This window comes from Planktotalea sp., assembly GCF_018607995.1.
Lineage (GTDB): Bacteria > Pseudomonadota > Alphaproteobacteria > Rhodobacterales > Rhodobacteraceae > Planktotalea.
Window position 1 is genome coordinate 38,693 of record NZ_JABBAL010000018.1, and the last position, 23,312, is coordinate 62,004.

The 23,312-nt window shown below is 50.5% G+C and carries 20 protein-coding genes and 1 pseudogene; 14 read left to right on the forward strand and 7 right to left on the reverse strand.

What is annotated here, in order from left to right:
• Window positions 1–360: 360 nt before the first annotated feature.
• From QZ280_RS07335 to QZ280_RS07365, 7 genes are all read left to right on the forward strand, one after another.
• Entirely contained in the window at window positions 361–810 is a 450-nt protein-coding gene (locus QZ280_RS07335) for a CopD family protein (RefSeq protein WP_293441990.1), read from the forward strand.
• Window positions 811–941: 131 nt separating this feature from the next.
• Window positions 942–2,213, forward strand: a complete 1,272-nt coding sequence (gene rho, locus QZ280_RS07340) for a transcription termination factor Rho (protein ID WP_293441993.1) — start codon at window positions 942–944, stop codon at window positions 2,211–2,213.
• Between the two features lie 21 nt (window positions 2,214–2,234).
• Window positions 2,235–3,527, forward strand: coding sequence for a tRNA uridine-5-carboxymethylaminomethyl(34) synthesis GTPase MnmE (gene mnmE / locus QZ280_RS07345; protein WP_293441996.1), 1,293 nt, complete (start codon window positions 2,235–2,237; stop codon window positions 3,525–3,527).
• A 3-nt stretch (window positions 3,528–3,530) separates the two neighbouring features.
• Complete coding sequence (gene mnmG, locus QZ280_RS07350; RefSeq protein ID WP_293441999.1) at window positions 3,531–5,399, forward strand: tRNA uridine-5-carboxymethylaminomethyl(34) synthesis enzyme MnmG; 1,869 nt, start codon at window positions 3,531–3,533, stop codon at window positions 5,397–5,399.
• Window positions 5,400–6,014: a 16S rRNA (guanine(527)-N(7))-methyltransferase RsmG gene (gene rsmG / locus QZ280_RS07355; RefSeq protein WP_293442003.1), complete on the forward strand. Its 615-nt coding sequence runs from the start codon at window positions 5,400–5,402 to the stop codon at window positions 6,012–6,014.
• On the forward strand, window positions 6,007–6,816 hold the full coding sequence (locus tag QZ280_RS07360) for a ParA family protein (protein WP_293442006.1): 810 nt from the start codon (window positions 6,007–6,009) through the stop codon (window positions 6,814–6,816). Before rsmG ends, QZ280_RS07360 begins: the two co-directional genes overlap by 8 nt.
• A gap of 12 nt (window positions 6,817–6,828) precedes the next feature.
• Entirely contained in the window at window positions 6,829–7,725 is an 897-nt protein-coding gene (locus QZ280_RS07365; protein WP_293442009.1) for a ParB/RepB/Spo0J family partition protein, read from the forward strand.
• Here QZ280_RS07365 and hemW read toward each other — a convergent pair.
• From hemW to rph, 3 genes are read right to left on the reverse strand one after another with little or no spacing between them, the layout of a single operon-like run.
• Window positions 7,722–8,876 carry a radical SAM family heme chaperone HemW gene (gene hemW / locus QZ280_RS07370; RefSeq protein WP_293442012.1) on the reverse strand — a complete coding sequence of 385 codons (1,155 nt, stop codon included), beginning with the start codon at window positions 8,874–8,876 and terminating at the stop codon, window positions 7,722–7,724. The two genes, QZ280_RS07365 and hemW, sit on opposite strands and share 4 nt — an antisense overlap.
• The gene (rdgB, locus tag QZ280_RS07375) at window positions 8,866–9,480 is read right to left on the reverse strand and encodes an RdgB/HAM1 family non-canonical purine NTP pyrophosphatase (RefSeq protein WP_293442015.1); all 615 of its coding nucleotides are present in this window, start codon (window positions 9,478–9,480) and stop codon (window positions 8,866–8,868) included. Before rdgB ends, hemW begins: the two co-directional genes overlap by 11 nt.
• Window positions 9,477–10,190, reverse strand: a complete 714-nt coding sequence (gene rph / locus QZ280_RS07380) for a ribonuclease PH (protein ID WP_293442018.1) — start codon at window positions 10,188–10,190, stop codon at window positions 9,477–9,479. Before rph ends, rdgB begins: the two co-directional genes overlap by 4 nt.
• Before the next feature lie 114 nt (window positions 10,191–10,304).
• Between rph and hrcA the strand changes: the two genes are divergently transcribed.
• Both hrcA and QZ280_RS07390 read left to right on the forward strand, forming a co-directional pair.
• Window positions 10,305–11,366, forward strand: a complete 1,062-nt coding sequence (gene hrcA / locus QZ280_RS07385; RefSeq protein ID WP_293442021.1) for a heat-inducible transcriptional repressor HrcA — start codon at window positions 10,305–10,307, stop codon at window positions 11,364–11,366.
• An 11-nt stretch (window positions 11,367–11,377) separates the two neighbouring features.
• Complete coding sequence (locus tag QZ280_RS07390; protein WP_293442024.1) at window positions 11,378–11,947, forward strand: nucleotide exchange factor GrpE; 570 nt, start codon at window positions 11,378–11,380, stop codon at window positions 11,945–11,947.
• A 46-nt stretch (window positions 11,948–11,993) separates the two neighbouring features.
• Here the strand turns inward: QZ280_RS07390 and mutS are convergent, their stop codons facing one another.
• Window positions 11,994–14,609, reverse strand: a complete 2,616-nt coding sequence (gene mutS / locus QZ280_RS07395; RefSeq protein WP_293442048.1) for a DNA mismatch repair protein MutS — start codon at window positions 14,607–14,609, stop codon at window positions 11,994–11,996.
• 158 nt (window positions 14,610–14,767) lie between these two features.
• Here mutS and QZ280_RS07400 point away from each other — a divergent pair, with 158 nt between their 5' ends.
• On the forward strand, window positions 14,768–17,023 hold the full coding sequence (locus QZ280_RS07400) for an NADP-dependent malic enzyme (RefSeq protein ID WP_293442027.1): 2,256 nt from the start codon (window positions 14,768–14,770) through the stop codon (window positions 17,021–17,023).
• 18 nt (window positions 17,024–17,041) lie between these two features.
• Entirely contained in the window at window positions 17,042–17,911 is an 870-nt protein-coding gene (locus QZ280_RS07405) for a ribokinase (protein ID WP_293442030.1), read from the forward strand.
• Between the two features lie 35 nt (window positions 17,912–17,946).
• Here QZ280_RS07405 and msrA read toward each other — a convergent pair.
• Window positions 17,947–18,569, reverse strand: a pseudogene (gene msrA, locus QZ280_RS07410) (peptide-methionine (S)-S-oxide reductase MsrA).
• 135 nt (window positions 18,570–18,704) lie between these two features.
• Between msrA and QZ280_RS07415 the strand changes: the two are divergent.
• Window positions 18,705–19,418, forward strand: coding sequence for an HAD family hydrolase (locus QZ280_RS07415; protein WP_293442033.1), 714 nt, complete (start codon window positions 18,705–18,707; stop codon window positions 19,416–19,418).
• 3 nt (window positions 19,419–19,421) lie between these two features.
• Here QZ280_RS07415 and QZ280_RS07420 read toward each other — a convergent pair whose 3' ends face one another.
• Window positions 19,422–20,642, reverse strand: a complete 1,221-nt coding sequence (locus QZ280_RS07420) for an argininosuccinate synthase (RefSeq protein WP_293442036.1) — start codon at window positions 20,640–20,642, stop codon at window positions 19,422–19,424.
• A gap of 116 nt (window positions 20,643–20,758) precedes the next feature.
• Here QZ280_RS07420 and ilvA point away from each other — a divergent pair, with 116 nt between their 5' ends.
• Window positions 20,759–21,997, forward strand: a complete 1,239-nt coding sequence (gene ilvA, locus QZ280_RS07425; protein WP_293442039.1) for a threonine ammonia-lyase IlvA — start codon at window positions 20,759–20,761, stop codon at window positions 21,995–21,997.
• A gap of 9 nt (window positions 21,998–22,006) precedes the next feature.
• Window positions 22,007–22,813, forward strand: coding sequence for an SDR family oxidoreductase (locus tag QZ280_RS07430; protein WP_293442042.1), 807 nt, complete (start codon window positions 22,007–22,009; stop codon window positions 22,811–22,813).
• Here QZ280_RS07430 and QZ280_RS07435 read toward each other — a convergent pair.
• Window positions 22,717–23,238, reverse strand: coding sequence for an Hpt domain-containing protein (locus tag QZ280_RS07435; protein ID WP_293442045.1), 522 nt, complete (start codon window positions 23,236–23,238; stop codon window positions 22,717–22,719). The two genes, QZ280_RS07430 and QZ280_RS07435, sit on opposite strands and share 97 nt — an antisense overlap.
• Window positions 23,239–23,312 lie beyond the last annotated feature (74 nt).

Sequence of the window (23,312 nt, forward strand, 5' to 3'; positions counted from 1 at the left end):
AGGATTTATTAAGGAGCATTACTGCGCAACTCCACACGACTTGGCAAGCTGGGGAGTTCTGCGCCACGCCACGAAAATGCACACCGATTACTACTCTGTGGATTAGGATAACTTTGGAGAGCTACATTTCCTCGAGGCGGGGAATGATACGCTCGATGTCCCCAGGTTATCCACATAACGAAATGTAGTAACTTATTGATTTATAATTAAAATTAACATATCATGTTGCTTATAGCTATTCTATTACAAGCTTATCAACATGTTCAAACTTCTGGGGAAAACTCAATAATCCACAGAAAGAGTGATCCCTACTTAATCATCAACCTTTTATCTTTTATTTATTATTATTAAGGATAGAGCATGTCAGATTTGCTCGCCTCCGCCTATCCTTGGATCAAGTCACTGCATATCATGGCAGTGATCTCTTGGATGGCAGGGCTTTTCTACTTTCCAAGATTGCTTGTGAACCATGTAGAGCGTGATGATCCGACAAGTCTTTTACATGAGACCTATCAAGATATGGAAATGAAGCTGTTCAAAGTGATCATGCAACCTGCAATGATCGCGACTTGGCTTTTTGGCTTATGCTTGGTCTTTACTCCTGGAATTGTCGACTGGTCGATGTGGTGGCCTTGGGTGAAAGCGATCAGCGTGATTGCGATGACTGGGTTCCATGAATGGTTAGGTAAACGTCGTAAAGATTTCATTAACGGCACAAATAACCTCACAGGGCGTCAGTATCGCCTCATGAATGAGGTACCCACCCTTTTGATGGTTCTTATCGTTGTATCGGTCGTTGTGAAGTTCTGAGAGCGTATTTGACTCGCTTGCGACAGGTCTGTATCAGACCTCTAACGCGCGCCCGTTCGGGACACACGTGCATCTCCTAATTCTAACCTGATTGCGTAGCGCCAAAATGGTGTGCTGCCCAAGGATATTTCATGACACAAAATTCGCTCACACTTTCGCAACTTAAGGCGCAAAGCCCTAAAAACCTCGTTTCCATGGCTGAAGAGCTGGAGATCGAGAACGCATCCACCATGCGTAAGGGCGAAATGATGTTCCAAATCTTGCGTGAACGCGCAGATGAAGGTTGGGAGATCATGGGTGACGGTGTTCTGGAGGTCCTTCAAGACGGCTTTGGTTTTCTACGCTCACCTGAAGCGAACTACTTGCCGGGTCCTGACGATATCTACGTCTCTCCTGAAATGATCCGCAAATATTCCTTGCGCACAGGTGATACAGTCGATGGCGTGATCACTGCGCCTGACGACAATCAACGCTACTTCGCGCTTATCAACGTAATGCAGATCAACTTTGAAGCGCCTGAGAAGACGAAGCACAAGATCGCTTTTGATAACCTCACACCGCTTTATCCTGATGAGCGTTTTAAATTGGAAATCGAAGATCCGACCATCAAAGATCGCTCGGCGCGTATTATCGACTTGGTTGCGCCTATCGGTAAAGGTCAGCGTTGTTTGATCGTTGCGCCGCCACGTACTGGTAAAACTGTTCTGCTGCAAAACATCGCGGCAAGCATCGAAGCCAACCATCCAGAATGTTATTTGATCGTGCTTTTGATCGATGAACGCCCCGAAGAAGTTACAGACATGCAGCGTTCGGTGAAGGGTGAAGTTGTGTCTTCCACCTTTGACGAGCCAGCGACGCGTCACGTAGCTGTCTCTGAAATGGTCATCGAAAAGGCCAAGCGTTTGGTTGAGCATAAGCGAGATGTAGTTATCCTACTTGATTCGATCACAAGACTTGGTAGAGCCTTCAACACTGTGGTGCCTTCCTCTGGTAAGGTCCTAACAGGTGGAGTTGATGCGAACGCACTGCAACGTCCAAAGCGTTTCTTTGGTGCTGCGCGTAACATCGAAGAGGGTGGTTCTCTTACAATTATCTCAACAGCGTTGATCGACACAGGTTCGCGTATGGACGAGGTCATCTTCGAAGAATTCAAAGGTACGGGTAACTCTGAGATTGTTCTGGATCGCAAAATCTCTGACAAGCGCGTTTATCCGGCGATTGATATTCTCAAGTCTGGTACGCGTAAGGAAGACCTGCTCATCGATAAAGTTGATATGCAGAAAACCTTCGTTTTGCGTCGTATTCTCAACCCAATGGGCACGACGGACGCTGTTGAATTCCTGCTTGGCAAGCTCAAACAAACAAAGAGCAATGCAGAGTTCTTTGATTCAATGAACACCTAACAACCAATTGGGGCAGGTGTCATGGACACGATTTTTGCTCTCGCGACTGCGCAAGGTAAAGCCGGTGTTTCTGTTATTCGTATTTCTGGTGCACACGCGTGGGATGCGGGTGAAGCGTTCTGCAAAAATCTGCCTGCTAGTCACAAAGCTGCACTGCGTAATCTGACAGATCTGCAGGGCACTTTAATCGATCAAGCGCTTGTTTTGACTTTCGAAGATCGTAAAAGTTTTACGGGCGAACCTGTCGTTGAATTCCATCTCCACGGGAGCACCGCGATTGTCGCGCGGATGATGGAGTTGCTTGGTGGCGTCATTGGTCTGCGTTTGGCAGAACCGGGGGAATTCACGCGACGCGCTCTAGAAAATGGAAAGCTGGATCTTGCACAAGTCGAAGGCCTCGCAGATCTCATAGACGCGGAGACGGAAGCGCAACGTAAACAAGCGGTCCGGGTGCTTGCTGGTGATCTAGGCCGTACAGCGGAAATTTGGCGTAATGATCTGATCCGTGCGGCGTCTCTGTTAGAGGCGACAATTGATTTTGCGGACGAAGATGTTCCCATCGATGTGACGCCAGAAGTTCTTGGCCTGCTTGAGCGTAGTGAAAGTGCGATTACGAGGGAAGCAGAAGGCGTCAAAACTGCTGAACGTATTCGCACAGGATTTGAAGTCGCGATTATTGGCGCACCGAACGTTGGCAAGTCCACGCTTTTGAATGCAATTGCGGGACGTGACGCTGCGATCACCTCTGAATACGCGGGAACAACACGCGATGTGATTGAGGTTAAGCTCGATCTTAATGGTCTTGCTGTGACTATTCTGGATACTGCTGGCCTAAGAGAAACTGAAGATTTCGTCGAGAAGATCGGTATAGATCGCGCTTTGGAACGTGCTGAAAAGGCTGATCTGCGGGTTTTTTTAAAGTCGACCATGGAGGAGCAGCTCCCGATTGAACTGCGTTCTGGTGATTTTGAAATGCTGGGTAAAGCAGATTTGTCTGTCGGTCGAACCCTTCAGTCAGTCTCAGGTAAGACCGGGGAAGGCGTCGATCATTTGGTTAATGCTATCTCAACGACGCTTTTGGATAGATCAGCCAGCGCTGGAATTGCAACGCGTGAACGGCATCGGCAAGCGCTGTTGTCCTCTCAGCAGTATTTGAGTGCCGCTAAAGAAGGTCTTGATCTTGGTCCTGACCATTACGATTTGGTCGCAGAGGATATGCGTTCCGCTATTCGTGCTTTGAACAGTTTGATAGGTCATGTAGATGTCGAGAATCTCTTGGATGAAATTTTTTCAAGCTTCTGTCTTGGTAAGTAAGGAATGTTTCACGTGAAACAATTGAATTTCGATGTTGTAGTAATTGGTGGTGGTCACGCGGGTTGTGATGCCGCTCACGCTGCTGCGCGTATGGGATCCAGTACTGCTTTGGTGACGCTGTCCAAGGATGGTATCGGCGTTATGTCCTGTAATCCAGCGATTGGTGGTCTTGGTAAGGGTCACCTGGTTCGCGAAATAGATGCGCTTGATGGTGTTATGGCGCGTGTTGCTGATAAGGCTGGAATTCAATTCCGCTTACTAAACCGTCGCAAAGGGCCTGCTGTACAAGGGCCGCGAGCGCAATCAGATCGAGCAATCTATCGCGCTGAAATGCTGAAAGAGATCGGAACGCAGGAAAACCTGACGATTGTTGAGGGGGAGGCCGTTGATTTCTTGATGGAAGACGCTCGGGTTGTTGGTGTAGCTCTCGGCGATGGAACCCAATTGCGTTGTAGTGCTGTGGTTCTAACGACGGGAACTTTCCTGCGAGGCGTCATTCACATCGGTGATGTCTCAAAACCGGGTGGCCGCATGGGGGATAAGCCATCTATCAAGCTGGCTGAGCGTATCGACAGCTTCAAGCTTCCCTTCGGACGTCTAAAAACAGGTACTCCGCCGCGCTTGGATGGTCGTACGATCAATTGGGACATTCTGGAAAGCCAGCCGGGCGATGAAGATCCTGTGCTATTTTCTTTCTTGTCCAAAGGTGTCACAGCGCAACAGGTAAACTGCGGCATCACGCATACAAATATGCGTACGCATCTGTTAATCGAGGAGAACCTCAAGAAAAGTGCGATGTATGGTGGCCATATCGACGGTATTGGTCCGCGATATTGTCCTTCGATAGAAGATAAGATCGTCCGTTTCGCCGACAAAACGTCCCATCAGGTCTTTTTGGAACCTGAAGGCGTTAATGATCACACTGTTTATCCAAATGGAATTTCTACAAGCCTGCCAGAGGATGTGCAAAACGCTTACGTTCAAACAATTGTAGGCTTGGAGGAAGCGAAGATCCTACAGCCGGGTTACGCGATTGAATATGACTATGTCGACCCACGAGCTTTGGATGCTCGTTTGAGCGTTAAAGGTGTAGAAGGCCTTTTCTTCGCGGGCCAGATAAACGGTACAACAGGATATGAAGAGGCCGCCGCGCAGGGCCTCGTCGCTGGTTTGAACGCTGCCTTGGAAACTCAAGGTCGCGATCCTGTGATTTTTAGCCGCACGAACAGTTATATTGGGGTGATGATTGACGATCTCACAACGCGCGGTGTGACTGAACCGTATCGTATGTTCACCTCTCGTGCTGAATTCCGTCTTTCGTTGCGCGCCGACAATGCCGATCAGCGTCTTACGCCCTTGGGTATGGAGCTTGGCTGTGTCGGTGACGAACGTGGTTTAGCATTTGAAGAAAAGAAAATGCAGATCGCGAGCGTGGTGGGTGCTCTTAAGGGTAAGTCATTGACACCGAAAGAGATTAACGCAGGCGGAGTTTCGGTGAATCAAGATGGAAATCGTCGCGATGGTATTCAAGTTTTGGCGTTTCCTGATGTAAAGTTTGAAGATGTGTTGAGCCTGTTCCCAGAGCTGACAGAGACTTCGAAGGTTATCCGTGAGCAGGTTGAAAGGGATGCGTTGTACTCCAACTACATAGCCCGCCAACAGAAGGACGTAGACGCGCTGAAGCGGGACGAGGCGCAGAACATTCCTAAGGACTTCGATTATACCTCAATCGACAGCCTATCTAACGAATTGAAGCAGAAGCTTGGTCAGGTTAAGCCTATGAACCTTGCTCAAGCAGGCCGTGTTGATGGTATGACGCCCGCGGCGCTCACGCTGTTGTTGGCTAAGCTTCGTCAAAGAAAGCGGGCCTAAATGGAGCAGCGGATTGGTAACTTGAATGTTTCACGTGAAACATTTGAGAGACTTTTGATATATGTAGAGCTTCTGAAGAAGTGGAATCCTAAGATAAACTTGGTGTCTCGTAGTACCTTGGACGATATCTGGACTCGCCATATTGTTGACTCGGCACAGATGTTTAAGCTCGCTGACCCAAAAACACTGAAATGGGTCGATCTTGGATCAGGTGGAGGGTTCCCAGGTCTGGTTCTTGCAATAATTTCGAAGGAACTTGCGCCTCAAACACAGTTTACTTTGGTGGAAAGTGATCAAAGAAAATGCGCCTTCCTCCGCACCGTCGCGCGCGAAACAGGTGTTAAAGTCACCGTCATCGCCCAAAGGATTGAAGAGATTAGTCCGCAAAACGCTGATACTCTATCTGCGCGCGCTCTTTCTGATCTGCCTATGTTGCTTCAATATGCGAAGCTTCACTTAGCTAAGACCGGACATTGCCTATTCCCAAAAGGTCAACGATGGGAAAAAGAAGTTAATATGGCGCGCGACTCATGGCATTTTGAATGCGAAGCTATTACTAGTGAAACTAACGTCGAAGCCGTTATTTTGAAAGTAAATGAGATTAATCATGTCTGACCCCACGCGTGCAACAAACACCAAAATTGTTGCTGTCGTTAACCAAAAAGGTGGTGTTGGAAAAACGACAACGACGATTAACCTCGCGGCGTCATTGGTCGCCGAAGGGCTCCGTGTGCTGATTATTGATCTAGATCCGCAAGGAAATGCGTCTACAGGCTTAGGTGTCGATGCACGTTCCCGCGAATTGACGACTTATGAGCTTTTGCTAGATGACGTCACGCTTGAAGAGGTGATCCAGAAAACCAAAACGGATGGTTTGATGATTGTTCCGGCCACAGTTGATCTCAGTTCCGCGGATATCGAGCTGATGGTGAACGAAAAGCGGAGCTTTTTGTTGCATGACGCGTTACGTCAGCCTTTGATGGACGATTACGACTTCAACTTTATCCTGATTGATTGTCCTCCTTCGCTAAACTTGCTCACTGTGAATGCGATGGTGGCGTCGCATTCTGTTCTTGTGCCTCTGCAAAGTGAATTTTTCGCGTTGGAAGGGCTATCCCAGCTGATGCTGACGGTGCGCGAAGTCCGTCAAACGGCGAACCCTGATCTACGGATCGAAGGTGTGGTTCTTACGATGTTTGACGCGAGGAATAATCTATCACAGCAGGTCGAAAACGATGCTCGTGAGAATTTAGGTGAGATGGTCTTTAAGACAAAGATCCCGCGCAACGTTCGCGTCAGCGAAGCGCCGTCTTTTGCGATGCCTGTGCTGGACTACGACCCCGCATCCAAAGGTGCGCAGGCCTATAATGACTTGGCTCGAGAAGTTATCGAGAAGAACGCTAACCTCTCGCTTTAAAAGGAAAAAATCATGGCAGATAGCAAAAAGAACCGTGGTTTAGGGCGTGGATTGTCCGCTTTGATGGCGGATGTAGGTCCTGAATCAACAAACACAGTTACAACGCCCGCGCGCCCCGATTTGGTCGTTCCGATCGAGAAGGTTTTTCCAAACCCTGATCAACCGCGTAGAAGCTTTACGGACGAGCATCTGCAAGACCTGTCAGCGTCTATCAAAGCCAAAGGCATTATCCAGCCTTTGATTGTGCGCAAGCGAGCCAATGGGAAAGATGAATACGAAATTGTAGCTGGCGAACGTCGCTGGCGTGCGGCGCAGATGGCGCAACTTCATGAAATTCCTATTCTCGTTCGCGATTTTACGGATACCGAAGTTCTAGAAGTTGCGATCATTGAGAACATTCAACGCGCAGATCTTAACCCTGTCGAAGAGGCAGCGGGCTATCGTCAGTTGATGGATAAGTTTGGCCATACGCAGGAAAAGCTTGCTGAAGAACTTGGCAAAAGCCGCAGTCACGTTGCGAATTTGATGCGTTTGTTGCAGTTGCCGAGTAATGTACAGGATATGCTAGTGGACGGAAAACTTTCAGCAGGACATGCGCGTGCGCTGATTACTTCTGACGATCCATCAGCACTTGCAAAGCAAGTCGTGCAACATGGGCTGTCAGTTCGCGCGACAGAAGCTTTGGCGAAGAAGAAAGATGATGGTAGTTCTTCGCCTTCATCGCGCGAAAAAAGTAGTAGGAAAGAGAAAGATGCAGACACTAAAGCGCTCGAAAGTGATCTTTCTGCGGCTTTGGGATTGACAGTTTCTGTGGACCACAAGGCAGGTGGAGAGTCTGGTCAGGTGAGCATCAAGTATGCGTACTTAGATCAGCTTGACGAGATTTGCCGCATTCTTAGCAACAGTTAGAAGAACAATTCGCCGATCACAGAATTCAAAAGCAAGCGCCCTTGTGGAGTGGTGCGCAGAATGGCGCCGTCCTGCGTAATCAGGTTTAGGTCATTCAAATGATCTAGAGTGCATTGATCGACAGGCGCGCCAGCCAGGTTTTCCAGTCGCGTTCTATCCATGCCCTCGGTAATGCGAAGGCCCATAATCAGGTATTCGTTAGCTTGATCTGTGTTGCTAAGGCCGTCACGAATTTTTTCGCCCTTGCCGCGTTCGCTATTTTCAAGCCATGCATTTGGCATCTTGTAATGTTCAGTCGCGTATTTTGTGCCATCCAGGGTAAGACGACCATGCGCACCAGGGCCAATGCCAAGGTAGTCGCCATAGCGCCAATAGATTAGGTTGTGCCGCGACTCCGCACCGGGCTTGGCATAATTGGAGACTTCGTAGCCAAAGAGACCGGCTCTCTCGCAGAGCTCGTTGGTTGCGTCGTACATATCTGCAGCGAGATCCTCCATAGGAAGCCCTGTGAGACCGCCTTTTTCGTAACGCGCCGAGAAAGCCGTGCCTTTTTCGATAGTTAGCTGATAAAGGGAGAGATGATCGATTGCCAAACAAAGGGCTTCATTGAGCTCTTTTTTCCAGTCTTGCAGCGTTTGATCCTGCCTTGCGTAGATAAGATCGAAAGAAACCCGCTCAAAAGTTGAACGTGCTATATCGAAGGCTTTCTTTGCTTCATCAACTGTATGAATACGACCAAGGCGTTTCAAGTCGCGATCATTGAGAGCTTGCACTCCCATTGAGATTCGCGTGACGCCGCCATCTGCATAGCCGCGAAATCGGCCAGCTTCGACAGAACCAGGATTTGCCTCGAGCGTGATTTCAGGATCGTTGGGCATCGGCCAATGTTTGCGGATGCGTTCGATGATTGCGGCGACCGTGTCGGGATGCATGAGGCTGGGCGTGCCGCCGCCAAAGAAAACAGCATTCACCACGCGACCCGATAACTCAACAGCAGCGCGATCTAATTCGCAGAGATAGGCGCTGAGCCAGCGTGCTTCGTCCATTTCACGTGAAACATGTGAGTTGAAATCGCAGTATGGGCATTTCGCCTCGCAAAAGGGCCAGTGCACATAAATGCCAAAGCCACCATTTTGCCAATCAGCGTTCAAAGCAACCCTTTACCAGTTTTTCGAATGCGTCAGCGCGATGGCTGATTTCATTCTTCTTTTCAAACGCCATTTCCCCGAACGTGATGTCATATCCGTTAGGCATAAACATGGGGTCATAGCCATGACCAACCTGGCCACGCATGGGCCATACTAGTGAGCCGATAACCCTTCCCTCAAACACCTCATCATGGCCATCGGGCCACGCGAGCACCAACGTAGAGCAAAAACGCGCGCGACGGGGGTGGGGCGCGCTTACCGCTTCGAGTTTGTCATGGGTTTTCGTCATAGCCATCACAAAGTCACGGCCACTGGGCGTTTCAGCCCAATCAGCAGTGTAAACGCCGGGTTCATTGTTCAGTGCTTCAACCTCGATCCCGCTATCGTCGGAAAGGGCGGGCAGGCCTGTTGCCTTAACAGCGGCATGCGCTTTGATACGCGCGTTGCCGATGAAGTTGTCTTCGGTTTCCTCAGGCTCCGCTAAGTTCTTCTCAGCCGCTCCAAGGACGCTGACCCCGAATGGGGCGAGCAATTCGCGCATTTCTTCCAGCTTTCCAGCATTGTGGGTCGCGATCAAAAGCGTGTCGCCTGAGAATTTCCGGCTCATGCGGAAGCGGCCAATTGCATTGTGGCAAGTTCAGAAACGCCCTTTTCCGCCAGATCAATTAGCTGGTTCATTTGATCTCGAGAATATGTGCTGCCCTCAGCGCTCATCTGCGTTTCGATCATTTGACCGTTGGCGAGCATGATGAAGTTGCCATCTACGCCAGCCTCGGAATCTTCTGGATAGTCGAGATCAAGCACAGGCTGACCTGCGTAGATGCCACAAGATATCGCCGCAACGGGGCTAATCAACGGGTTAGAGGTGATCTCGCCCACCTTGATCAGCTTATTCACGGCCAATTTCAAAGCGACCCAACCGCCCGTTATGGAAGCGCAGCGCGTGCCACCATCGGCTTGGATCACATCGCAATCGACGGTGATTTGACGTTCACCCAAAGCGACGCGATCCACGCCAGCACGCAAAGAACGACCTATTAGTCTCTGAATTTCGACGGTTCTACCGCCTTGTTTGCCTGCTGTTGCTTCACGACGCATTCGCGATGTGGTGGAACGAGGAAGCATACCATATTCTGCAGTGACCCAACCAAGACCGGAGCCTTTGATGAAAGGCGGCACACGATTTTCAAGCGTGGCGGTGCAAAGCACATGCGTGTCGCCCATCTTGATCATGCAAGAGCCTTCGGCATGTTTGGTCACGTTGGTTTCGATAGAAACGTCGCGCATTTGGTTTAGGTCACGTCCTGAAGGTCGCATGAGATATCCTTTCGATTTGGCTATGGAATACAGGGGTGTCAACGCAATGCGCAACCCCGATTGACCTTTGAGACTTAGGGCGTACTTAATGGGTCGTTGTTAATGGTGATGAACATGCAAGGCAGTCCACAGATTTTGTCGGAAATGAACGATCGTTCACGCGAGGTATTTCGCCAGATTGTCGAAGGATATCTCGCGAATGGTGAGCCTGTCGGTTCACGTACTTTGACGCGCTCGCTGTCTGAAAAGGTAAGCGCTGCGACGATCCGCAATGTGATGCAGGATCTGGAACTTTTAGGTCTGTTGGGAAGTCCGCATATTAGCTCGGGACGCGTACCGACACAAAAAGGTTTGCGCATGTTTGTCGATGGTCTGCTTGAGGTGGATGATCTGAACAACGATGACCGCGTAAAGATCAATTCGACGGTTGGAAATGGCTCTGATGTGGGTGACTTGCTGGATCGTGTTGGGTCCGCGTTGTCTGGTGTGACGCAAGGCGCGTCATTGGTACTGACCCCGAAGCATGAAGCGCCGATCAAGCACATTGAGTTTGTGTCCTTGGCAACGGATCGCGCTTTGGTGGTGCTTGTGTTTGGTGATGGCCATGTGGAGAACCGATTGTTCATACCTCCACCGGGCCAAACGCCCAGTTCCATGCGGGAAGCGGCCAATTTCCTGAATGCCCTGATGGAGGGACGCACGCTTTCTGAGCTTCAAACAGTCATCAAACACGAGATCGCCGCGCGGCGGCAGGAAATCGATGTGCTTGCGCGTGATATGATCGATAGTGGATTAGCAGTTTGGGAAAATGAGGGTGAAAATCATGAGCGTTTGATCGTGCGAGGACGTTCGAATTTGCTTGCGGGGGAGGCGGAAGAGGAAGAACTGGAACGCATCAGAACGCTCTTTGATGACCTTGAGCGCAAGCGCGATATTGCTGATTTTCTAGAGTTGACACAAGACGGCGATGGTGTGCGCATTTTTATTGGTTCTGAGAACAAACTTTTTTCACTTTCGGGTTCCTCTTTGGTTGTTTCTCCTTATATGAACGCTGAACGAAAAATTATTGGTGCTGTTGGCGTGATTGGCCCGACGCGTCTGAATTATGGACGGATCGTGCCGATTGTGGATTATACGGCGCAACTGGTCGGGAAGCTGATTTCTGACCGGAATTAGAGGGTAGAGATATGGCTGATCGTGATGAAAACGAATTCTTGGATGATTTGGACGCGCTAGAGGCAGAGTTTGATGAGCAAGAAGAAGCAGAGCCAACTGAAGAAGAACTGGAAGCAGACGCTTTGGCTGTTATGACGGCGGAGCGTGACGAGTTCAAAGACCGCTTCATGCGCGCTTTGGCCGATGCTGAAAATTCGCGAAAACGTTCTGATCGGGATCGTCGTGAGGCGGAGAATTATGGCGGCTCTAAGCTGGCGCGTGATTTGTTGCCTGTCTACGACAACATGAAGCGTGCATTGGAAGCGGCAACTGATGAGCAGCGCGAGGTGTCTTCTGCGTTGATCGAAGGTATTGAGCTTACGATGCGCGAGTTGGTTAACGTATTTGGAAAGCATGGCATCGTGCCTGTTTCGCCTGAAGTTGGCGACAAGTTCGATCCAAAATTGCACCAAGCTATGTTCGAAGCGCCTGTGCCCGGCACCAAAGCTGGTGAGATCATTCAGATCGCTGCGGAAGGGTTTATGCTGCACGACCGTTTACTACGGCCTGCGCAAGTTGGGGTAAGCTCAACACCTGGTTAAACGGTTGGTTTTGAGTTTTTTAGCAAGATGAAGAGCGGCGTTGCGATTAATTTTGCGACGCCTCTTTTAGTTTGTAGATGAGGTTAAGCGCATCTTTCGGGCTTAGATCATCTGGGTGAATGTCGTTGAGCAAATCTATCGCTGGCGACTGTTTTGTTTGGATTGGTGGTGGGGGAGGGGTCGCAGAAAAGAGCGGTAAGTCGTCGATGACTGCTTTTTGACCACCGCCCTCGCGTTCACCTTTTTCCAAGGCATCCAAAACGATACGCGCGCGTTCAACCACTGCAGCGGGGAGGCCCGCGAGTTTAGCAACTTGGACACCATAACTTCTGTCAGCGGCGCCCTTGATAACCTCATGGAGGAAGATGACGTCGCCTTCCCACTCTCGTACGGAGATTGTTGCGTTTTCTGCTCCCTCAAGCTTGGCGGTGAGGTTTGTTAGTTCGTGATAGTGGGTCGCGAAAAGCGCGCGTGATTTGTTCACGTTGTGCAGGTGTTCGAGCGTGGCCCAAGCGATGGAAAGGCCGTCATATGTCGCCGTGCCGCGACCGATTTCATCGAGGATGACTAAAGCATTTTCGTCGGCTTGGTTCAGGATTGCAGCAGTTTCAACCATTTCGACCATAAAGGTAGAGCGCCCACGTGCGAGATCATCAGAGGCACCAACGCGGCTGAATAACTGACTAATAATACCGATGTGCGCACTGTCAGCTGGAACAAAACTACCCATCTGGGCGAGCACTGAGATCAGCGCGTTTTGTCTAAGAAACGTTGATTTACCGGCCATGTTCGGGCCCGTGAGAAGCCAGATTGCGGCACCGTCATTCCCGTCTGCCAGATCGCAATTGTTAGCGATGAACGGTGCGCCGCCTTGATTGTGTAGCGCTTGTTCAACCACAGGATGACGACCAGCCTCAATATCGAAAGTACGACTGGTATCAACGGAGGGCCTATTCCAATCCTCAGCACTTGCGAGTGCGGCAAGACTGGCGTTTAGGTCAATCTCTGCGAGGGCACGGGATGTGTTGGAAATTTCTGACGCACTAGACAATATTGCCTTTGTTAGAGTCTGAAAATGGCGTTTTTCAATCTCAAGCGCACGATTACCCGCGTTCAAAATTTTAGTCTCGATTTCAGAGAGTTCGATCGTCGTAAATCGCACCTGATTTGCAGTTGTTTGACGGTGAATGAAGGTTTCATTCAATGGCGGCGCAAGCATCTTTTCTGCATGAGTTGCGGTGGTTTCGATAAAGTAGCCAAGAACATTGTTGTGCTTGACCTTAAGCGACGCGACGCCGGCAATTTCTGCGTAATTCTTTTGCATAGACGCGATAACGCTACGCCCCTCGTCGCGGAGCGCACGCGTTTGATCAAGTTCACTATCGTAGCCGGACGCCACAAACCCACCGTCACGGGCAAGCAAGGGGGGTTCAGCAACAAGGGCGTCGTTGAGAAGGTTAATCAGATCTTCATGACCGCCAAGTGAGGCTATGCTTTGTTGAATAAGGCTCGAGGAATCCGGAAGATCATTGGCTTGGATCGCTTCAGCCTGCTCTAGCCCATTTCTGATAGCAGCAATATCGCGCGGGCCGCCGCGTTCGAGAGATATACGAGACAGAGCACGGTCCAAGTCAGGAACTCTACGCAATGTGCTGCGCAGATCTTCGGTTGCGCGTGAGTGTTCGAAAAACCAGCTTACGGCATCAAGCCGTGCTTGGATCGTTGCCAGATCGCGAGACGGACTGGACAAGCGTCGTTCCAAAAGGCGCCCGCCACCAGCCGTGACGCTGCGATCAATCACAGCCAAAAGCGTGTCTTTGCGACCACCTGACAGGCTTTGCGTAAGTTCCAAGTTACGACGTGTCGCAGCGTCGATCTGCATGGTGCCGCCGCTGCTCTCTTTCTGCGGAGGGCGCAGTAGTGGAAGCTTCCCCTTTTGAGTGATTTCGAGGTATTCGATCAAAGCGCTCATCGCGGAAATTTCGGGGCGCGTGAACTCGCCAAACGCATCGAGAGAAGCGATTTGAAATACATCGCAGATACGTTTCGTGCCCTGCGTGCTATCAAATGCACCGGGGGAAAGCGGTGAGACGGATGCGCCCATTTCAGATACTAAATTGACGGTTTCAGTGTCTGATATATCAGAAAGAATGACTTCACTCGGCGCGAGTCGCGCGAGTTCTGGAGACAGACGCATGGTACTCAACGGCATAACATGAAACGCGCCTGTGGACATATCGGCCCACGCTAAAGCCCCGTCGCCGCGTACATCTGCATAGGCGGCAAGGTAGTTGTGACGACGCGCATCAAGCAGGCTTTCTTCAGTCAAAGTGCCGGGTGTCACTAGGCGTACAACTTCGCGGCGCACAACGGATTTACCGCCACGTTTCTTTGCCTCGGCCGGGCTTTCCATTTGCTCGCACACAGCGACGCGAAAACCTTTGCGGATCAGCGTTAGCAAATAACCCTCAGCGGCATGATGCGGCACGCCACACATGGGGATTTCGCTACCCTCGTGTTTGCCACGTTTGGTCAGGGCAATATCCAAGGCTTCAGACGCGGCGACGGCGTCATCGAAAAACAACTCGTAAAAGTCACCCATGCGATAGAACAGCAAAGCGTCGGGGTAGCTTTCCTTGATCTCAAGGAATTGCGCCATCATGGGCGTTACGGTTGGTTTGGCAGTGCTCATGAAAATCCCTCGAAATTCGAGCGTAGAGTAGCGATAGGAGAGCGTAGGGAAAAGGCGAAAACAGTGTTGTTGTTGTGCGAACAGAATGCAAAAGTTGAACGGCTAGAATGCAAAAGGAACGCGAAGTTATGTCCAAGCAAAAGATCACCGATGAAGACGCTCTGGCGTTCCACTTAGAGCCGACACCGGGCAAATTTGAGATTAGCGCGACTGTTCCGATGACGACCCAGCGCGATCTTTCTTTGGCGTATTCACCGGGTGTTGCTGTGCCTTGTGAGGCAATCGCCGAAAACCCTGAACTGGCGTATGATTACACTAACAAAGGCAACCTTGTTGCGGTGATTTCAAACGGCACGGCAGTACTTGGTTTGGGCAACTTGGGCGCGCTTGGCTCCAAGCCTGTGATGGAAGGGAAGGCGGTCCTTTTCAAGCGGTTCGCGGATGTGAATTCGATCGATATTGAGCTCGATACAGAAGATCCAGATAAGTTTTGCGATGCGGTAAGGTTAATGGGTCCGACGTTTGGTGGCATTAACCTTGAGGATATCAAAGCGCCAGAGTGTTTCATCATTGAGCAGCGTCTCAAGGAAGAAATGGACATCCCAGTTTTCCACGATGATCAACATGGAACGGCCGTTATTTGTGCTGCGGGTCTTTTGAACGCGCTTCACCTTAGCGGCAAGAAGATCGAGGATGTGAAGATCGTCCTTAATGGCGCAGGTGCTGCTGGGATCGCGTGCATCGAATTGCTGAAGTGCATGGGTGCAAAGCATAACAATTGCATCGTTTGTGATACTAAAGGTGTGATTTATCAAGGCCGTACCGAAGGTATGAATCAATGGAAATCTGCCCACGCGATCACAACCGAGCTGCGTACTTTGGACGAAGCGATGAAGGGCGCAGACGTATTCCTTGGTGTTTCTGTTAAGGGTGCGGTTACGCAGGACATGGTTATCAGCATGGCAGATAATCCTGTCATTTTTGCAATGGCCAACCCAGATCCAGAGATTATACCCGAAGAAGCGCAAGAAGTTCGCGCTGACGCGATTGTTGCGACGGGGCGTAGCGATTATCCAAATCAGGTTAACAACGTGCTTGGTTTTCCCTACCTTTTCCGCGGTGCTTTGGACATTCATGCCCGTGCGATTAACGATGAAATGAAGATTGCATGCGCTCATGCTCTTGCCAATCTTGCTCGCGAAGATGTGCCTGACGAAGTTGCGCTCGCCTATGGTAAGAACCTGACATTTGGCCGTGATTACATCATTCCAACGCCTTTTGATCCGCGCCTCATTCACCGTATTCCGCCAGCTGTAGCGAAGGCTGGTATGAAGACGGGCGTTGCGCGTCGGCCGATTATTGACATGGAGGCATATGAGCTGTCGTTGAAAACGCGTATGGATCCAACTGCGAGCATTTTGCGTGGGATCAATGCGCGTGCGCGCTCTGCTCAGGCGCGCATGATTTTCGCAGAAGGCGATGATCCGCGTGTGCTGCGTGCGGCTGTTATGTATCAAAGAAATGGCCTCGGAAAAGCGCTGGTTGTGGGTCGTTCGAATGATGTCAAAACCAAGCTGGAAGAGGCCGGATTGGGCGATGCGTTCCGCGAGTTGGAAATCGTAAATGCTGCGAATACGCAGCACTTGGACGTCTACAAAGACTATCTGTATGAGCGTTTGCAGCGCAAAGGGTACGACAAAATTGACGTGCATCGAATCGCGTCACGGGATCGGCATGTATTTTCGTCGCTTATGTTGGCTCATGGACATGGTGATGGCTTGGTGACGGGTGCGACCCGAAAATCGGCGCATGTGCTTGAGCTTGTTAACCACGTATTCGATGCAGATGCGAAACATGGCGCCGTCGGCGTAACTGCGCTTTTGCACAAAGGACGCATCGTTCTGATGGCCGACACGCTTGTGCATGAATGGCCGGATGAACATGATCTTGCCACTATCGCAGAACGCGGTGCTGATGTTGCGCGCCACTTGGGCATTGAGCCTCGAGTCGCTTTTGTCAGCTTCTCGACCTTTGGGTATCCCGTGTCTGAACGTGCCGAAAAAATGCACCTTGCGCCGAATGTGTTGAAAGAACGTGGTGTCGATTTCGAATACGAAGGTGAGATGACTGTTGATGTGGCGTTGAACGCCAAATCAGCTGAACAGTATCCGTTCTCTCGTTTGACAGGCCCTGCGAACATCCTTGTCGTACCAGCGCGTCACTCAGCGAGCATTTCTGTGAAGCTTATGCAGGAGCTCGCCGGCGCAACTGTGATTGGCCCAATCCTCAGCGGCATAGATAAGTCGATCCAGATTTGTTCGACGAATTCAACGGCGAACGATATTTTGAACATGGCGGTTCTAGCCTCTTGTAAGGTTGGCTAGCGTGGAAAAGGACTTCGTATGACGATTTTCAATCTTGGGTCGATCAACGCAGATCATGTGTATTGTGTTCCGCATTTGCCTGGGCCGGGTGAAACACTTGCGGCGACGTCGATGCAGACCGGACTTGGTGGTAAGGGCGCGAATATGTCTGTCGCCGCTGCACGAGCTGGCAGTCATGTTGCGCAAATCGGTGCGGTCGGACGCGACGGACTTTGGGCCAAAAATCGTTTGTTAGAGTATGGTATTGATACCCGCCATATCGCGGAATTGGATGTTCCAACAGGCCATGCAATTATCACTGTCGATGATGCGGGGGAGAACGTAATCACGCTGTTTTCTGGAGCCAATCACCAGATTTCGGAAGACAGCATTGCGCGTGTTTTAAGTTCCGGCAGTACAGGCGATACTTTCGTTACGCAGAATGAAACGAATGCGCAGGTTATCGCTGCAAAAATGGGTTCTAAATTGGGGTTTCGGGTTTGTTACGCAGCCGCCCCCTTTGATGCGAATGCCGTGAAAGAAATGCTACCCTATCTGGATTTTCTAATCTTAAACGCGGTCGAAGCACAGCAACTGGAGACGGCGCTGGGCGTATCGATTGAAGAGCTGGAAGTCGCAGATATTGTGATCACCTTGGGTGCGAAAGGTGCGCGTTGGATCGGGCGAGAAATCGATCAGAGCTTTGATGCAATCAAAGTGGACCCGATTGATACGACAGGCGCGGGCGACACGTTCACAGGGTATGTTCTGGCTGGACTGGATCGCGGTTTGACTATGGGACAGTCAATTTCACTTGCGATGCGAGCTGCCGCTTTGATGGTGACGCGCATGGGCACCGCTGACGTGATCCCCGACCTCAAAGAGGTCGAGGAATTTTCTGGTCTTTAGTGGGATAAAAACGATGCTGCTTTGTCCCAAGGTTGCTATACTCTCGCGTCGCAACCACATCCTTGGCAATAGCGTTTCTAGGCGTCTGATTGTTTGACCGCACCAAATCGGGTGAGCATGCGCTTGGTGCCTTTGTAGTATCTTGGTGGTAGACTTCGGCCTTGTAGAACTGCCCATCTTGTGAGATCGGCGTTACGATCTTCTGACCTAACACGTTCTGTGCCGCCTGCTTTGCTGCCTTCGCAGAAGCGTTTTGCGCATTGTTAGAGCCGAAAACCACTGTACAATAGCTATTGCTACGGTCACAGAGTTGGCCCCCCGCATCCATTGGATCAACTGAACGGAAGAACATATTTAGCAGCTGGTCAGGGAATAACTTAGCGGGATCAAACTGGATTTGAACCGCTTCGTAGTGGCCCGAACCGCCTTTCGTGACATCTTTTTAGGTTGGGTTCTTTTTCTTGCCGCCCATGTAGCCGGAGACAACTTCTTTCACGCCGGGCACGCGTTCAAAGTCGCTCTCAACGCACCAAAAGCATCCACCTGCGACTATGGGAAATTCCGTTCCGGTAGCCTCAGCTGGTTTTGAATGGAACGCAAAACCTATGACGATAAGGCTCGCGAGGATGGCAGGCTTGACTTGCTTAAGTTGGAACATGGGTAAACTGCTTTCACGCAGGCTAGCCGGATGGTGGTGCGCCAAGCAATCGTGTGTCATGCTTTGTCATAGCTTGGTGAGCGGAATTTCCCGCATGGAGCCATTTGTTTCAGTGCCAGAAAAATTGGAATGTCTATGAAAATCGCGATGTGGTCGGGGCCGCGCAACCTGTCGACCGCCCTTATGTACAGCTTTGCTAATCGCGCTGACATGAGCGCGGTCGATGAGCCTTTCTATGCTTCATATCTTACGCAAACAGGTTTGGCGCATCCTATGCGAGATGCAGTGATTGCTTCGCAAAAAAGCGATGCAGGCGCTGTGATAGCGGATTTGTGCTCTGCGGATAAGACAGAGCACCAGTATCAAAAGCACATGACGCAACACATGTTACCTACGATTGCCCGGGATTGGTTAACTAAGGCTAAGAACGTATTCCTAATCCGTCACCCGTCGCGGATCCTAGCGAGTTGGGTGAATAAACACGATACGCCAAGCCTGTCTGATATCGGATTTACGCAGCAGTTGGATATTTTTGAGCAGGTGATCGAAATGGGGCAGTCAGCGATCGTAATCGATTCTGCTTATATCCGCTCTCATCCAGAGAAAAGCCTTCGCGCGCTGTGTGACGCCATTGATCTGGCGTGGGATCCGGCGATGTTGGCCTGGGAAAGCGGTCCAAAACCTTTCGATGGCGTTTGGGCGAAGCACTGGTATGACGCTGTGCATCGCTCGACGGGCTTCTCTGATACGGAAGGGCCTCTGCCAGTCTTGAAGGGTGATCTAGCTAAGATTAACGAAGAAGCGCTGCCAATCTATGAAAGGCTAGCAGCGCTAAAACTTTTAATTTAGTGTCTACTTTTTCAAATGACGCGCGCGTGCAGCAAGCAGTTTCAGACGTAAGGCATTCAATTGGATGAACCCTGCTGCATCCTTTTGATCGTAGGCGCCCGCATCATCTTCAAAGGTCACATGCGCCTCTGAATAGAGGCTGTGATCAGACCAGCGCGCCACGCAGGTCGCTGACCCTTTGTAGAGTTTCAGGCGAACCGTACCTGTCACATGCTCTTGGCTTTTGTCGATCGCAGCTTGCAACATTTCACGTTCGGGGCTGAACCAAAAGCCGTTATAGATCAGCTCTGCGTAGCGTGGCATGAGGCTGTCTTTCAAATGGCTGGCTCCGCTATCAAGCGTGATTTGCTCAATGCCGCGATGTGCCTCGAGCAGAACAGTGCCGCCCGGCGTTTCGTAAATGCCGCGGGACTTCATTCCAACGAAACGATTTTCTACGAAATCAAGCCGGCCAATACCGTGCTTTCCACCAACCTCATTGAGCTTCGTTAAGATGGTCGCAGGGCTCATCTCTTCGCCATTGATCGACACGGCGTCGCCACGTTTAAAGCCGATCTCCATGAATTCAGCCTCGTTTGGCGCTTCCTCGGGCGATACTGTGCGCTGATACACGTATTCGGGTGCGCTGACGGCGGGATCCTCAAGCACTTTGCCCTCGGATGAGGTGTGCAACAGGTTCGCATCGACAGAAAAAGGGGCCTCGCCGCGCTTGTCTTTCGCGATTGGAATCTGGTGCTGTTCTGCAAAATCAAGCAGTTTCGTGCGGCTCGACAAATCCCATTCGCGCCAAGGGGCGATTACTTTGATATCGGGGTTCAGTGCATATGCGGCCAATTCGAACCGCACCTGATCGTTGCCCTTGCCCGTCGCTCCGTGAGCGATTGCGTCTGCGCCGACTTCCTCTGCGATTTCAATCAAACGTTTTGAAATCAAGGGTCGCGCAATTGAAGTGCCAAGTAGGTACAAGCCTTCATAGACCGCATTTGCGCGAAACATTGGAAACACGAAATCGCGCACAAATTCTTCGCGCACATCTTCAATGTAGATGTCTTTGACACCCATGAGTTCCGCTTTGGCACGAGCCGGCTCCAGCTCTTCTCCCTGACCAAGATCTGCGGTGAAGGTCACGACCTCGCAACCGTATTCTGTTTCAAGCCACTTCAAAATGATCGATGTGTCGAGGCCGCCGGAATAGGCCAAAACGACTTTTTTAGGCGCAGTCATCGCGGGTTCCTTTCAGAAGAATTTCAGCGCGCGATACCGTGTTTTCCAAGGCGGAGCAAGATAAGCACCGCTGTTATAAGCTTGAAAGGACGCTTGCGCTGCGTCAGACACAAAGAATGACCAGTTTTCAAGATAGAGCGATACTCGCAGAGCGCGCAATCCGCGCTGTTCTGCCGCCAACGCCTTTGCAGCGAAACGTACATTTGTCCGAAAAATTTGATGCGGATATTTGGCTGAAACGCGAAGATTTGTCCCCTGTGCGATCTTACAAACTACGCGGTGCTTTCAATGCGATGCGAAAAGTGCTGAGTGATGATCCTGAAAAGGGCCATTTTGTCTGTGCGAGCGCGGGTAATCACGCGCAAGGCGTTGCGTATATGTGCAAGCATTTTGGCGTGAAAGGCACGATTTTCATGCCTGTTACAACGCCTCAGCAGAAGATTGATAAGACGCGAATTTTCGGTGGAGATACGATCGAGATCAAGCTGATTGGTGACTATTTCGACGATACTCTAAGCGCTGCACAAAGTCACTGCGCCGAGGTGAATGGTCATTTCTTGTCCCCCTTCGATGACGAAGATGTCATTGAGGGGCAGGCTACGGTCGCAGTCGAGATTGAATCGCAATTGGGCGCGTTGCCAGATCGAATCGTTTTGCCAGTTGGTGGCGGCGGTTTGTCTGCTGGAACACGCAGCTACTTTGGCGAACGCTGTGCGATGAATTTTGTTGAGCCGAGTGGCGGCGCGTGTCTTTTTTCCGCACTGCACGCGGGCAGCCCGGTTGATTTAGAGCAAGTCGATACCTTTGCAGATGGTGCTGCGGTCGGACGGATTGGCATGCGCACATTTGAGCGTCTTAAAGTTGTGTCTGTAGCTGATACCATCCAAATTCAAGAAGATCGCGTGTGCATTACTATGCTTGAAATGTTGAACATTGAAGGCATCGTTTTGGAGCCCGCGGGTGCTTTGGCTTTAGATGCGTTGATCGATTTAAGGGATGTTATCAAAGGCCAGACGGTTGTTTGCATTGCCTCTGGTGGCAACTTTGATTTTGAACGGCTTCCCGAAGTTAAAGAGCGCGCACAAAGATTTGCAGGTTTGAAGAAATATTTTGTGCTGCGCATGCCGCAACGACCCGGTGCTTTGAAGGAATTTTTGGGCATTCTTGGGCCTGATGACGACATCAGTCGGTTTGAATATCTTAAGAAATCCGCGCGTAATTTTGGTTCTGTCCTGATAGGTCTTGAAACAAAAAAGGCGGAGAATTTTGCGGTGTTGCTTTCGAAATTAAGCGCCGCTGGATTTGGATATACGGATATCACAGATGATGAGATCTTAGCGCAATTCCTGATTTAGAGGATCACTATGTTTGTTGGAAAATCGGTTGTTATTACTGGTGGTGGTAGCGGAATTGGCGCGGCTTTGGCGCGCGGGTTTGCAGCGAATGGTGCGTATGTTTGTGTCTGTGATCTGAACGAAGATGCGGCCCATCGCATCGCGACAGACGTAAATGGTGTTGCTGTTACTTGCGATGTTCGATGCGAAACGGATGTTCAAAATCTGATAGAAACAGCGCGAAAAAAATTCGGAGATGTGGATATCTTCATCTCTAATGCAGGTTTGGCGAAGCCTGAACCAGCGCATGCAGCCTCTGCTGCAAATGATGTGTGGCAATTAAATTGGGAAGTTCATGTGATGTCGCATGTTTATGCGGCGCGCGCTTTGCTTCCCACCATGATCAAACGGGGTAACGGCCATTTGGTGAATGTTGCCTCTGCCGCTGGCCTGCTGAATCAGATCGGGGATGCTGCGTATTCAGCGACTAAACACGCAGCTGTCAGTTTTGCCGAGTCTCTTGCGATTTCGCACAATGATGATGGCATCGATATTTCTGTTGTTTGCCCCCAATACGTCGCCACGCCTTTGATAAAAATGTCGGATGATACGGTTGTGTCGGGATCACTTTTGTCCGCTGATGACGCGGCACATCAAATTCTAAATGGCATTGTGGCTAAAGATTTTATGATTTTGCCGCATCCTCAGGTGGCGGACTATTGCAGGTTTAGGGGTGTAGATCATGCGAGTTGGCTCTCAGGAATGAAGGGGTTGCGACGAAAGTTTGTGAGAGAGTCGGAGACAGGAGAGCTGAAGGACATGCACAAGTTCGTGTAATTCATGCGGCAGCGTCCGGCGAGAGATGCTCCAGGAACATTTTTTGAGTTCTGATAGGCCGAAGAAATCTCATCCATGCGATCAAAGGGCACGCTATTTGCAGCTTGCTGCTCTCCCGCGCCACAGAGTTGGGCAAATTGATCGAAGCCCAAGTTCAATGCGCTGCCTTTCAGGAAATGTAGGTCCTCTTCAAAACTTTCGCTATCCGCTTTCGTGAGCGTTACGTCGATGCGGTCTTCTACTTCGCTCAAGAAAAGCTCGACTACTTTATCGAAATCGTCAACGCCGATTTTGTTGCGCAATTCTTCTACTTTGGACCAATCGATCATTTTGTCACCTCGCCCGCTTTGTTGGCGCGAAATGGTAAAGACTTTGTTTCTAGAGATAGGTTTTTCGGCAAAGTTATTTTCAATTTGAAATTTCACATGTCGTTAGGAAATTACGCCTCGGGTCAGGACTCATGCCTAGAATATGACGGTTGCTGCGAGGGCTATTGCGG